Source organism: Acrocarpospora catenulata (assembly GCF_018476525.1).
GTDB classification, from domain to species: Bacteria; Actinomycetota; Actinomycetes; order Streptosporangiales; family Streptosporangiaceae; genus Acrocarpospora; species Acrocarpospora catenulata.
This window is the reverse complement of the sequence record NZ_JAHCST010000049.1, coordinates 62,548-75,996: the sequence shown is the minus strand read 5'-3', so window position 1 is coordinate 75,996 and position 13,449 is coordinate 62,548. Positions and strand designations below refer to the sequence as shown.

Annotated in this window: 8 protein-coding genes; 1 reads left to right on the top strand and 7 read right to left on the bottom strand. The window is 69.7% G+C overall.

Features of this window, described 5'->3' with window-relative positions; translation table 11 throughout:
• Positions 1-661: RICIN domain-containing protein (locus KIP79_RS34450; RefSeq protein ID WP_214109154.1), on the bottom strand; the 661-nt coding region annotated here is incomplete at its 3' end.
• 843 nt (positions 662-1,504) lie between these two features.
• Here KIP79_RS34450 and KIP79_RS34445 point away from each other — a divergent pair.
• Positions 1,505-4,294 (top strand): glycosyl hydrolase family 95 catalytic domain-containing protein, encoded by a 2,790-nt coding sequence (locus KIP79_RS34445; RefSeq protein WP_250214307.1) that lies wholly within the window; start codon positions 1,505-1,507, stop codon positions 4,292-4,294.
• A gap of 98 nt (positions 4,295-4,392) precedes the next feature.
• Here KIP79_RS34445 and KIP79_RS34440 read toward each other — a convergent pair whose 3' ends face one another.
• The 6 genes from KIP79_RS34440 to KIP79_RS34415 all read right to left on the bottom strand — a co-directional run bounded on the left by KIP79_RS34440 (position 4,393) and on the right by KIP79_RS34415 (position 13,402).
• The gene (locus KIP79_RS34440; protein ID WP_214109153.1) at positions 4,393-7,911 is read right to left on the bottom strand and encodes a lectin; all 3,519 of its coding nucleotides are present in this window, start codon (positions 7,909-7,911) and stop codon (positions 4,393-4,395) included.
• Between the two features lie 84 nt (positions 7,912-7,995).
• Positions 7,996-8,829: a sugar phosphate isomerase/epimerase family protein gene (locus KIP79_RS34435; RefSeq protein ID WP_214109152.1), complete on the bottom strand. Its 834-nt coding sequence runs from the start codon at positions 8,827-8,829 to the stop codon at positions 7,996-7,998.
• On the bottom strand, positions 8,826-10,037 hold the full coding sequence (locus KIP79_RS34430) for a substrate-binding domain-containing protein (RefSeq protein WP_214109151.1): 1,212 nt from the start codon (positions 10,035-10,037) through the stop codon (positions 8,826-8,828). The genes KIP79_RS34435 and KIP79_RS34430 overlap by 4 nt, the downstream gene beginning before the upstream one ends.
• Positions 10,038-10,050: 13 nt before the next feature.
• Entirely contained in the window at positions 10,051-10,983 is a 933-nt protein-coding gene (locus KIP79_RS34425; RefSeq protein WP_214109150.1) for an ABC transporter permease, read from the bottom strand.
• Entirely contained in the window at positions 10,980-11,981 is a 1,002-nt protein-coding gene (locus KIP79_RS34420) for an ABC transporter permease (RefSeq protein ID WP_214109149.1), read from the bottom strand. Before KIP79_RS34420 ends, KIP79_RS34425 begins: the two co-directional genes overlap by 4 nt.
• Positions 11,978-13,402 (bottom strand): sugar ABC transporter ATP-binding protein, encoded by a 1,425-nt coding sequence (locus KIP79_RS34415; RefSeq protein ID WP_214109158.1) that lies wholly within the window; start codon positions 13,400-13,402, stop codon positions 11,978-11,980. The genes KIP79_RS34420 and KIP79_RS34415 overlap by 4 nt, the downstream gene beginning before the upstream one ends.
• Between the last annotated feature and the right edge of the window lie 47 nt (positions 13,403-13,449).

Sequence of the window (13,449 nt, the reverse complement as noted above, 5' to 3'; positions counted from 1 at the left end):
TGAGCTTCAGCGGCTGCATGATCGACACCGGCGGGGTGGCGGCGTCGGCCAGGCCGTACAGGGTGCCGGAGCCGACCCTGGTCACCGGGCGGATGACCGAGCCCACGTTCACGACCAGGGTGCCGCCGCCGGCGGGGGTGCCGCTCCACCGCTGGTTGGCCTGCCCGTTGCAGGTCCACAGGATGACCGAGGTGCCGTTGGCCGTGCCCGCCAGGTTCACATCCAGGCACAGGCTGGACTGCAGGCCGGTGATGGAGCCGTCGGCGTTCTGCCGCCACTTCTGGTTGTTCTGCCCGTTACAGGTCCAGATGATCACCTGGGTGCCGGGCGAGGTCTGGTTGTTGTAGGCGTCCAGGCAGCGCGTACCGTTGAACGTCCGCAGCTCGCCCGCCGCCGTGAACTCGAACGCCTGGTTGGCCTGGCCGTTGCAGTCCCAGATGTTCAGCGGCGTGCCCTGGGCGCTGTTGTTGCCCGCGACGTCCAGGCAGCGTCCGGAGGAGGCGCTGACCAGCGGCGCGGGCGCCGCCCAGGCCGGCGTGGCCCAGGTGATCGCGGAGGCCAGGAGGATCACGAGCACCGTCGCCACGCTCGTGACCACGGCCCCCGGCGATCGCCGCCGGGCCGATGTTCGGCCGGGTAAGTGGACCGATGAGTCCTGCATGGTGTTCTCCTCGGTGGTGAAGAGGTGGGGGGCGGTACCGCCCTGCGCGGCCGTGCGGCCTCGATGGTCGGTGGAGGCGTCGCCCGCCAGTGGCCGGATGGCAAGGGCGTGCCGCCGCGCGGTACTGCTGAGGGAAACGATTTGTTTCAGGGAGGTTTTGGCTAGGTGTGATCGATAACATGGATCGCTATCCGCACCCTGTCAAGACCCCGCCCCGCCTCTCCTTGCTCGCGCCCTCACATCGAAGGGTGCGGTGCCGCTTCACCGGTCCACACGGCATCGGCGAGTCAGGTTGGGATGACAGCCGCAACAAGGCCAACGGCAGCCGGGCGAGTGTGTTATCGCAAACACTTCGGGCTTGATCTGCGACCGGCAGCATGGCGTTACTTCCATGAAACTTTCAAGTTCACAGGCATCGCGACGCGGCTCTTCCGGGGCGAAGACCAGGCAGGAAGAGTACGGCCGACATGTCCGGGGAGGTGATCCGGCGTGGCGGCTCGTTGACACCGACCGGCGAGCTGGATGTACTCCGCAACAGCGCAATCCCTGGAAGAAGCGGCTGCGGGAGGAGTGGCGCGTGAATGTTAACGCTAACATTTGACGTCCTTCGCCTCCGCCGCGTGTCGATCCGCTCGGATCGTCCTCCAGGTGTCGCCGACCGGAACGGTGCCGACTCCGGCGGCGGCTGCTCCCGGGTGTGGCGGGCGACGCCGAACTCACCGCACCCGGGGGCTTGTCCGGAACGCTGTCCGGCCAACCCCCCTTCGGGAACGGAGAACCGAAATGTCTGATCTGTCGCGAAGGCAAGTGCTGAAATTCGGCGCGGTCGGAGCCGGAGCCACGATGCTGCCACTGCAATGGACGGCGGCCGCCCGGGCCGCGGCAGCACCGCCTCCGGAAGTGATCGCCGCCAACGACCTGGCGCTGTGGTACGACGAGAGCGCCGGCACGGACTGGCTGCGAGCGCTTCCGATCGGCAACGGCCGCCTGGGCGCCATGGTGTTCGGCAACGCCGACACCGAGCGATTACAGCTCAACGAGGACACCGTCTGGGCCGGCGGGCCCTACGACCAGAGCAACACCAGGGGCGCGGGGGCGCTGGGGCAGATCCGGCAGCTGGTCTTCCAGAACCAATGGAGCCAGGCCCAGACCCTGATCGACCAGAACATGCTGGGCAACCCCGCAGGCCAGCTGGCCTACCAGCCCGTAGGCAACCTGCGGCTCAGCCTCGGCAGCGCCAGCGGGGTCTCGGAGTACCTGCGCTACCTGGACCTGACCACGGCCACCACAACGGTGTCCTACCTGCGCAACGGCGTGCGGTACCGGCGCGAGGTGCTCGCCAGCGCGCCGGACCAGGTGATCGCCATCCGCCTGACCGCCGACCGGCCCGGCTCGATCACCTTCTCCGCGACCTTCGACAGCCCCCAGCAGACGACGCGCTCCAGCCCGGACGGCAGGACGGTGGCCCTGGACGGCAGGTCCGGCACCCAGCGGAACATCGCAGGCGCGGTCCGCTTCCTGGCACTTGCCAGGGTCCTGACCGACGGCGGCAGCGTCACCAGCTCCGGCGGCACGCTGCAGGTCAACGCCGCCAACAGCGTGACACTACTGATTTCCATCGGCTCCAGCTACGTCAACTTCCAGAACGTCAACGGCGACTACCAGGGCATCGCGCGGCGGCATCTGGACGCCGCCACCGCCAGAACCTACGACGACCTGCGCGCCCGGCACGTCGCCGACTACCAGCGGCTGTTCGGGCGCACGACGCTCGATCTGGGCCGCACCGCGGCGGCCGACCAGCCCACCGACGTGCGGATCGCCCAGCACAACAGCACCAGCGACCCGCAGTTCTCGGCGTTGCTGTTCCAGTTCGGCCGGTACCTGCTGATCTCCTCCTCGCGTCCGGGAAGCCAGCCGGCCAACCTGCAGGGCATCTGGAACGAGTCGATGACCCCGTCGTGGGATTCCAAGTACACCATCAACGCCAACCTGCCGATGAACTACTGGCCGGTCGACACCACGAACCTGTCGGAGTGCTACGAGCCGGTGGCCAGAATGATCAACGACCTCACGGTCACCGGCGCGCGCACCGCCCGGGTGCAGTACAACGCCGGCGGCTGGGTCACCCACCACAACACCGACGCCTGGCGCGCCTCCTCGGTGGTGGACGGCGCGCTGTGGGGCATGTGGCAGACCGGCGGCGCGTGGCTGGCCAACACCATCTGGGACCACTACCTGTTCACCGGCGACATCGAGTTCCTCCGGCAGTACTACCCCGCGATGAAGGGCGCGGCGCAGTTCTTCCTGGAAACCCTCGTGCCGGAACCGAGCCTGGGGTATCTGGTCACCAACCCGTCCAACTCCCCGGAACTCCCCCACCACAGCGGCGTCAGCGTGTGCGCGGGCCCCACCATGGACAACCAGATCCTGCGTGACCTGTTCAACGCCTGCGCCCAGGCCAGCCAGGCCCTCGGGGTCGACGCCGCCTTCCGGACCCAGGTCCTGGCCACCCGGGACCGGCTCGCGCCGATGAAGGTGGGCTCGCGCGGCAACATCCAGGAGTGGCTGTACGACTGGGTGGAGACCGAGCAGAACCACCGGCACATCTCCCACCTGTACGGCCTGCACCCCAGCAACCAGATCACCAGGCGCGGCACTCCCGCGCTGCACACCGCCGCGCGGCGGACCCTCGAACTGCGCGGCGACGACGGAACCGGCTGGTCACTCGCCTGGAAGATCAATTACTGGGCGCGGATGGAGGAGGGCGCCCGGGCGCACACCCTGATCCGCCTGCTGGTGACCACGGCCCGGCTCGCGCCGAACATGTTCGACCTGCACCCGCCGTTCCAGATCGACGGCAACTTCGGCGCCACCTCCGGCATCGCCGAGATGCTGTTGCAGAGCCACAACGGCGAGCTGCACGTGCTGCCGGCCCTGCCGGCGGCCTGGCCGAACGGGAAGGTGCAGGGTCTGCGGGGGCGCGGCGGCTACACCGTGGACGCGACGTGGAGTTCCGGAGCCGCCACCGAGATCCTCGTCAGGTTCGACCGCAACGGCACCGTCAACGTACGTAACCAGCTGTTCAACGGAACCTATCAGGTGGTCGACACCACGACCGGCGGCGCCGTCAGCGTCATCAAACCCGAGTCCGACGTCATCGCGCTGACGGGCCAGGCCGGCCGCGCCTACCGCGTGACACGGACCGGCGGCCCGGCGCCGACCGGCTACATGCGGATCGCCAACGTCACCACCGGCCTGGTGCTGGACAGCGGCGGCAACGTCGCCTCCGGCTCGGTGGTCAAGCAGTGGAACTACGACGGCAGCACCAACCTGCACTGGCAGCTGGTCGACCTGGGCGGCGGCTGGTACCGCATCGTCAACCGCACCAACGGCATGGTCATCGACAGCTGGGGCAGCGCCACCAACGGCGCCAACGCCAGGCAGGCGGCGTGGAACGGCGGCAACAACCAGCAGTGGCGGCTGAACGACCTGGGTAACGGCCGCAGTCAGATCATCAACCGCGGCACCGGCACGGCCCTGGACGGCATGGGCAGCAGCACCGTCGGCTCGACCGTGTGCATGTGGACGCCCAACAGCAACACCAACAACCAGTGGACCATCACGGGCGTGTGACGACCGACCCGTCACACACCCTGAGCCCGCACGCCGCCGCGCCCTTGGAGCCGGTCCGCCGAAGCGGACCGGCTCCAAGGGGCAGGCCTCACACCGGGTTACACCCGAGTCCACTTCTGGTTGCTGCCGCCGTTGCAGGTCCAGATCTGCACCTTGGTGCCGTTGGCGGTGCCGTTCCCTGACACGTCCAGGCACTTGTTCGCGCCGACCGCGGTGATGGTCCCGTCGGAGTTGAACCGCCACTTCTGGTTGTTCTGGCCGTTGCAGTCCCAGATGATCACGCTGGTGCCGTCCGCCGTGCCGCCGCCGTTCACATCCAGGCACTTGTTGCCGTACACGCGCAGCTCACTGGAACCGGTCGAGGTCCATCGCTGGTTGACCTGGCCGTTGCAGTCCCAGATCTGCGCCTGCGCGCCGTTGGCCTGCGAGGCGCCGGAGATGTCCAGGCACCTGTTCGACGCCACACCCCGCAGCGCGCTCGCGCTCCCCGAGGGCGACGGGGAAGGCGACGGAGAGGGAGAAGGTGAGGGGGAACCGCCGCCCTGCGCGACGCCCCTGCCGGAGAAGGTGAACGAGTCGACGTCGAAGGCGTTCGCCGACGGCGCCTTGAACACCACGTAGAGATTGCGGGTGCCGCCGGGGTCGGTGACCCGCACCGCGGGCAGGGACACATAGGTGTTCCATCCCCCGGTCGCCGGCACGGAGCTGGCGGCGACGAGCGCCCCGGTCGGCGAGTCGGCGCGCAGCTCGATGGACGCCCCGGTGCTGGACGGCGCCGAGACGCGGAAGGACACCGTGTCGATCCCGGACAGGTTGACCGGCGTGAAGGAGATCCAGTCGTTGTTGGAGATGTCGCCGATGCGCCTGCCACCCTCGGCGCCCGGCTCATCGACGATCCGGATCCCCGAGGAGCCGGTGGCGTGCTCGGCCTGCTTGTGTTTGGGCTGGAGCATGATGCCGGCGCTGCCCTTCAGGCCACCCCTGTCGGTGTAGTCGGCGGACAGGACGTAGTAGACATTGGAGGCCTCGTCATGGCCGGAGGCGGTGGTCGTGACCGTCCCAGAGCAACCGGTGTACTGACCGGTGTCGTGGGCGTGCTGGTCATGGCCGAGCGCGGTGATCACGTTGACCCTGGCGCAGTCGACGGCGCCGTCCTCGGGGTCGGTGACGTTCAGCGTGTAGGCCACCCGGTCGCCGAAGTCGATGAACCCGCCGTCGGGCGGTGCCGAGAAGACGACCTTGGGACGGGTGTTGCCGACGACGACGGACAACGTGACACTGCCCGTCTTCCCGCCTGAGTCCCGTACGGTCAGTTTGGCGGTGTAGGTGCCGTTGGCGGTGTAGGTCTTGCTCGGGTTGGCGGCGGTGGAGGTGGTGCCGTCACCGAATTCCCAGCTGTAGGTGATCGCGTCGCCGTCCGGATCGGACGAGCCGGCCGAGGAGAACGCCACCGTCAGCGGTGCGCTGCCCGAGTCGGGGTTGGCGCTCGCCTTGGCGACGGGAGCGCGGTTCCCTGCCACGTAGTCGACGCGGTAGATGCCGTCGTCGGTGTTGGCGTGGCCGAAGCCGTTGCCCCAGTCGGCCAGGTACATGGCGCCGTCCGGGCCGAACTTCATGTCGATCGGCGCGTGCGGGGCGAGCTGTGCCACGAAGGGACTGATCTTCAGGAGGTTGCCGGAGGAGTCCAGGCGGAACTCCTTGACGTTGTTGCGGCTCCACTCGTAGAAGAACGGCGTGCCGTTGAAATACTCGGGGAACTTGCGGTCGGAGGTGCTGGCCGCGTCGTAACGGTAGATCGGGCCGCCCATCGGGGCCGCGCCGCCGCAGCAGTCGATCTCGGGGAACTCGGGCGAGACGTGGTAGTTGTACCAAACGGTCGCGGGCTGTGCCGCGGGCAGGTTGGTCAGGCCCGTGTTGTTGGGCGAGTTGTTGACCGGCGCCGAGCAGCTGAACTTCGGCCCCGAGGTGTTGGTGGCGAAGTTGAAGTCGTTGAACGGGATGTTGTTGCCCACACAGTACGGCCAGCCGTAGAAGCCCGGCTGCTTGATCAGGTTCCACTCCACCGTGCCCTCGGGACCGCGGTTCGCATTGGCGCTGCCCGCGTCGGGGCCGTAGTCCCCCAGCGAGATCCAACCGGTGACCTTGTCGACCGAGAAGCGGAACGGGTTGCGGAAGCCCATCGCGAAGATCTCCGGCCGCGTCCTGGCGGTGCCCGGCGCGAACAGGTTGCCGGACGGGATCGTGTACGTGCCGTCGGACTCGGGGTGGATGCGCAGGATCTTGCCGCGCAGGTCGTTGGTGTTGGCCGAGGACCGCTGGGCGTCGAAGTGCTCCCGGCCCTGCCGCTCGTCGATCGGGGCGTAGCCGCTGGACCCGTTGGGGTTGGTGTCGTCACCCGGGCCGATGTACAGGTTCCCGCCCGGGCCGAAGGCGAGGTAGCCGCCGGTGTGGCCGGGCTCGTCGACGTTGCGGTACGCCGGAACCTCGATGATCTTCTTCTCGCTCGACAGGTCGAGGCTGGTGCCGTTGAAGGTGAACCGCGACACCCGGTTCACCTCACCGCCGTTGGACGGCGAATAGTTGAGGTATATCCAGCCGTTGGTGGCGAAGTTCGGGTCCAGGGCCAGCCCGACCCCGCCGTCCTCGCCGCCGTCGTACACCGACAGGGTGGCGATGACGCGGGTGCCCCCGCCGTTGGCGGGGATCATGTTCACCTTGCCCGAGCGTGAGATGTAGAAGACCCTGCCGTCGGCGGCCACGTCCAGTTCCATCGGCTGGTCCGGCGCGCCGTCGAGGGTCACCTTCTGGAAGCGGGCCGCGATCGTGCCGCCGCAGTCACCCGGCTCTGCGCCCGCCGCCCACTTCACGGCGCCCAGCAGGTGCTGCTTGAACAGCGGCTCGGAGTAGGAGGACGCCTGGTGGCCCATCGCGGTGGCCCACACCCGGCCGCCCTCCGGGTTGTGGCACCAGGAGATCGGGTGGTCGGCGCCCATCTTGTTCGGCCCGGCGTCATAGGTGGTCTCGTCCGCAGTCGCCAGGACGTGCACCGAGCCGCGCATGTTCTTGTCGAAGTTGTACCACTCCTCCGTACGCACCCACCGGTCCGGCAGGCCCTTCGTGGAGGGGTGGACCTTGTCGGCCACCTTGGCGGTGCCCTGCACGACCGACGAGTGCTGGGTCATGTGCGCGCCGGCCAGTACCACCTGGTCCCACCAGGGGAACTGTGACTCGATGTTCATGTCGGTGGCGTTGTGGATGGCGACGATGCCGCGGCCGCTGCGTACGTAGGCCTGCATGGCCTGGCGCTGGGCGTCGTTGTCCCACACCATGCCGCTGGTCTGCAGCATGATCACCGCATCGTAGGTGTTCAGCGTCGCCGAGGTGAAGACGGTCGAGTCCTCGCTGCGGTCGAGCTGGAAGTTGTTGTCGGTCGCCAACTGCTGGAACATCGTGATGCCGGCGGGGATGGAATCGTGCCGGTAGGCGCCGCTCGCGGTCTTGCTGAACAGCAGGACCTTGAACTGCGGAGCAGCCGCTTGCGCCACCATCGGCACCGCGGACAGCACCAGCCCTAACAGGGCGGCGGCCAGGGCGGGAAGCAGGCGTGATCTTCGCATGAAGAATCTCCCGGGGGGTTTCCCGCAACGGTCAGGGTTGCGGGGGCTGCGAGGTCATGAGTGGGTCGGGATGGGGTCGTCGGGTCAGGTGGTGAGGGTGCGGAGGAAGGCGAGGCCTTCGGTGGCCAGGGCGTCCTGGCTTGGGGCGAGGGGACGCCAGACGGACGCGGCGGTGGCGATGGTCTTGTTGTCCGCGGTGAAGGACTCGATCACGAGCGGGCCCCGGTAGCCCACGTCGCGGACGGCCGCGGCGAAGCCCGGCCAGTCGAAGTGGTCGCCGCCGGGGGCGCCGCGGTCGGTCCCGCACACCTGGAGATGCGCGATCCTGGCGCCCGCCAGCCGGACGGCTCGGCAGGGATCCTTCTCCTCGATGTTCATGTGGTAGGTGTCGAGGGCGAGCCCGCATTCCTCCGGAAGGGCTTCGAGCGCCTGCTCGACGGTGTTGATGACGCTGGTCTCGTACCGGTTGAGCGGTTCGACGCCGATCCGGATGCCGCGTTCTGCCGCGTAGGCGACAACCGGTTCCAGGTTCTCCCTCAGCGCGGCGTAGCAGGCGCGCCGCTCGTCCGGGGTCATCCGCCAGACCCGGCCGACGGAGGCGTAGGCGGGACCGCTGACCGCCGGCGCGCCGACGGCCACCGCCACGTCCACGCAGTGCCGCAGGTAGTCCTGGGTGTCCCGGACGCACCGCCCCTGGGCGGCGACGAGTTCGCGTCCCGGCGGCATCGTGAGCACCACCGACGCGCCGAGCCCGAGCCCGGCCAGGAGGGCCGCCGCCCGCCCGGGGTCCCAGTCGCCTGGCCGCTCGACCGGCAGTTCGACGACGTCGAATCCCCAGCCCGCGATCCGCGGCGCGAGGGCGGCCAGGGTCTCGTCGGTGAGCGGCGAGACCCAGACCCACGTGTTGACGCCGATCACGGCGTGCCGCCCCACTTCTCGGGGTAGCCGGGCAGGTCCTCGCAGCCGCACAGCGCGTAGTGCAGCGGGGGCATGCCGGGCTTGAGGTAGGTGGCGAGGTTCGCGTGGGTGATGGTTGGTTGCGGCAGGTTCCAGACCTTCGGCACCTGCTCGCCCTTGAGGATCTTGAGCGCCGCGATCACCGGGGTGCGCCACTGGTAGGTCGGATAGGTCGGGGCGATCGCGGTCAGCTTCGCGTCGTGCCACTTCTGCAGGAAGTCCTGCTGGTCCTCGCCGTTGATCGGCGGCACGGGCTGGCCCGCGTCCTCGAACGCCTCGACGGCCGCGACGGCGGTGGCGCCCGCGTCCATCCAGACTCCGTCGATCCTGCCGTAGCGCTGGATGTAGTCGCTCACAATGCTCTTGGTCTTCGCGGCGTCGCCGTCGGTGAACTCCACGCCGACGATCTCCCTGTCGCTGTTGTCGAACGCGACCTTCGCCGCCGACCACCGGGTCTCCAGCACGTCCACCCCGGGCAGGATGCGCAGCGCCAGGATCTTCCCGCCGGACGGCACCTTGTCGATGAGGAACTCGGCCGCCTCCGCGCCGAAGGCGTAACCGCCGATCGGCTTGATGAAGGTGACCGGGCAGTCGGTCTGGACACCCCGGTCGAACACGATGACCGGCACCTTCGGGCAGGCCCCGGAGACCGCGGGAGTCAGCGTGGCCGTGGTGTTGGGCGAGACGATCAGCACGTCGCAGCCCTTGCCCTGCAGCTCCGCGATGTCGGAGATCTGTTTGTCGTCCTTGCCCTCGGCGTCCAGGGCGGTGAAGCGGACGATCTCCTTGTGCAGGCCGACCTCCGCCTGCATGGTCTTCCAGCCGACCTGCCGCCAGGGGTTGTTGACCGCGGCGTTGGAGAAGCAGAGGTGGTACGGTCCCGGCTTCTGGTAGGCGGCGGTGTCCACGAGCTGGGCGTCGATGCTCTGCTCCCACGGCTTGTCCGGCGAACCTGTCGGCTGTGCCCGGCGCATCGCCATCTGGGCGTCGTAGTCGGCCTGCGTGAAGAACTTCGACTGCGCGCCGGTGGCCTTCTCATCCGATCCGGCCGACCCGGCCGGCGCGGCGGAGGCCGCAGGCGCGGGTTTGTCGCTCGTGCACGCGGCCGCCGGCAGCGTCAGCACGGCCAGTGCGGCTGCGGCGATGATCCGCCGCGAATATGAACCCATGGTCTTCCTTCCATCACGGGGCGGCCGCGGCCCTGCTGCGTGGGAGGTTCACGGCTCCCAGCGCCACCGCGGCGATGATGATCACGCCCTGTACGGCGGGCTCCAGCGCCCCCGAGATGCCGTACAGGTTGAGCAGGGTGAACAGCGCCTCCAGGGTGAAGGCGCCCGCCATCGCGGCGACCACGGAGCCGCGGCCGCCCCCGAGGGCCACGCCACCGAGCACGACAGCGGTGATGGCCTGGAACTCCAGGCCCTGGCCGACCTGCGCCGACACCCCGGCGAAGCCACCGAGCAGGATCGCGGCGACCGCCGCGGACAGCCCGGAGATCATGAAAGCCGCGGTCCGCACCCGGGCGACGCGCACACCGGAAAGAGCCGCGGCCCGGTCGTTGTCGCCGGTCGCGACCAGCGTGTGACCGAAACCGGCGCGCATCGCGTAGATCGCGGCGGCCGCCACCGCGACGAGGATCAGGACCGACCAGGGCACCGGCCCCAGACTCCCCCGGCCCAGCTCGCGGAACTGCGGAGACAGGGCGCCCCTGGGCGCGCCGCCCGTCCAGAGGAAGACCGCTCCCGACAGGATCAGCAGCGTGCCGAGCGTCGTGATGAACGACGGGACCCGGAGCAGGGTGGTGACGATCCCGTTGACCAGCCCGATGAGCGCGCCGACAACGATCAGCAGGCCCAGCACGGGCCAGGTGGCCGCCGCGGAGCCGTCGATGAGCCGGGCGGCGATCACCACCTCGGCCGTGACGAGGGAGCCGACCGACAGGTCGAACTCGCCGGAGACGATGACGAAGTACTGCCCGGCCGCGAGGATCACCAGCGGCGCGGCGCGTTTGACGAAGGCGAGGAAGGCGGGCGGCTCCAGGAAGTACGGGTTGGCGATCGCGATCGCGACCAGCAGACCGGCCAGCACCACGAAGATCGGCAGCGCGCGTCTCATGCGGTCCGCCTCCTGCGGGCGTGGATCGCCAGGGCGGCCACCAGGACCACGCCCCGCACGACGTCCTTGGCGAAGGAGTTGACCTCCAGCTGGTTGAAGATGCTGTCGAGAACGGCCAGGAGCAGGACTCCGCCGACGGTCCCGGCGACCCCGCCCCGGCCTCCGGCCAGGGCGGTCCCGCCGAGCACGACCGCGGCGATCGACTCCAGGTCGTACCCGCCGTCGGTCCCGACCGTCGGCGCGCCGGCCCCCAGCCGGGAGGCGAGCAGCAGCCCGGCGATCCCGGCGCAGACCGAGCAGAGCACGTGGACGGCGACCACGACCCGCTCGGTACGGACTCCCGACAGCCGCGCGACCTCGGCGTCCCCGCCCACCGCGTAGATCCGGTACCCCAGGCGCGTCCGGCTGAGCAGGAGCCACGCGCACGCCCCCACTGCGGCCCACAGCAGCGCCGACACCGGAAACGGCCCGACGCGGTCGTACCCGAGGTGCTGGAAGGACTCGGGCACGCCGCCCGCCGGCCCGTCGTACCGCTCGTCCAGCGCCCCTCTGATGATCAGCGCGACCCCGAGCGTGGCGATGAAGGCGTGCACCCGGAGCCTGGTGACGATCAGGCCGTTCACCAGCCCGGTCAGCGCGCTCACCGCCAGCACCGCCGCGACCGCGGCCGGCACGTTCGCGTCGGCGCCCGCCATGATCTCGGCCGCGACCAGCGAGGTCAGGCTGATCAGGTAGGCCACCGAGAGGTCCAGGCTCCCGGCCAGGATCACCAGGGTCTGACCGATCGCGACGATGCCCAGCGCCGCCGATCGCTGCTGGATGCCGACGATGTTCTCCTGGCTGAGGAACCGCCCGCCGTCCAGGGCGAACAGCAGCCAGCCCAGCACGATGAGCAGGGCCAGCGCCACGTAGACGGCCCGCGCGGGCCGGTCGGCCGACAGGCGCCGGAGGAAGGAGTTCCCGGCCGGGACGCGCCGGAGCTTCAGCGGCTGGGTCATGACCCGGCCGCCAGGTGCATCACGGCCTCCTCGGTGGCGCCGGCGGGCAGTTCTCCGGCGATCCGGCCGTCCCGCAGCACCACGACGCGATCGCTCATGCCGAGGAGCTCGGGGAGCTCTGAGGAGATCATCAGGATGGCCACGCCGTCGCCGGCCAGTTCGCGCATCAGCTCGTGGATGGCGGCCTTGGCGCCGACGTCGACGCCGCGGGTGGGTTCGTCGAACAGCAGGACGCGCGGCGCGACCGTCATCCATTTGGCCAGCACGACCTTCTGCTGGTTGCCCCCGGACAGCAGCCGGACCTCCTGGGCGGGCCGGGGCGGGTTGAGCCGCACGCGCTCGAGCAGCCGCTCGATCCCCGGCTGCCGCCGCCTGACGGCCCGGGCGACGAGCAGGGCGTTGTCGCGCACCCGCTGGTTCAACAGGAGTCCTTCTGCCTTGCGGTCCTCGGTGACCAGGCCGATCCCGGCAGCGACGCCCGCGCGGGCCGAACGGGGGCGGCAAGGCGTCATCTCGCCGCTGGTGAACGGCTCCGCGCCGAACAACGCCTTGGCCAGCTCGGTACGGCCCGAGCCCTGCAGCCCGGCCACCCCGACGATCTCCCCCGCGCGCAGATCGAGATCGATGCCGTGCAGCCTGGCGTTGCCGCCGCCGCGCACGCTCAGCACCACCTCGCCGGGCGGTTCCGTCGCACGGGGCGGGTAGTAGGAATCGAGCTCCCGGCCGACCATCAGCCGGATCAGGGTCGCGGTGTCCAGGCTGGAGGCCGCCGCGGTGGTGACCCTGGCACCGTCCTTGAGCACGGTGATCCTGTCGGCCAGTTCGAAGATCTCGCGGAGCCGGTGCGAGATGTACAGGACCGCGATGCCGCGCCCGGTGAGCCGCCGCACCAGCGTGTAGAGCAGCTCCACCTCGTGGTCGGCCAGCGCGGCGGTCGGCTCGTCCATCACCACGATCCGCGCGTTCAGCGACAACGCCTTGGCGATCTCCACGACCTGCTGCTGTGCGACCGAGAGCCGCCGGACGAGATCGCGCGGCCCGAACGACTCCTCACCGAGCGAGCTCAGCAGCTCACCGGTCGCCGACTCCATCGCCGCCCGGTCGACCAGGCCCCGCCGGACCGGTTCCCGGCCGAGGAACACGTTCTCGGCCACCGTCCGCTCCGGCAGCAGGGTGAGCTCCTGGTAGATGATGGCCACCCCGGCCCGCTGCGCCTCCACCGGGTGATGGAAGGCCACGCTCCGGCCGTCGATCTCGATCTTCCCCTCGTCCGGCGCGTGCACCCCGGCGAGGATCTTCATGAGCGTCGACTTGCCCGCGCCGTTCTCCCCCACCACCGCGTGAACCTGGCCGGCGGACGCCTCCAGGTCCACTCCGGTGAGGACCCGGACGCCCAGGAAGCTCTTGCCGATGCCGGTCATCTTCAGCACGTGGCCCCACCCGTCGAGGCGGCCGGCCGTACCGGGCA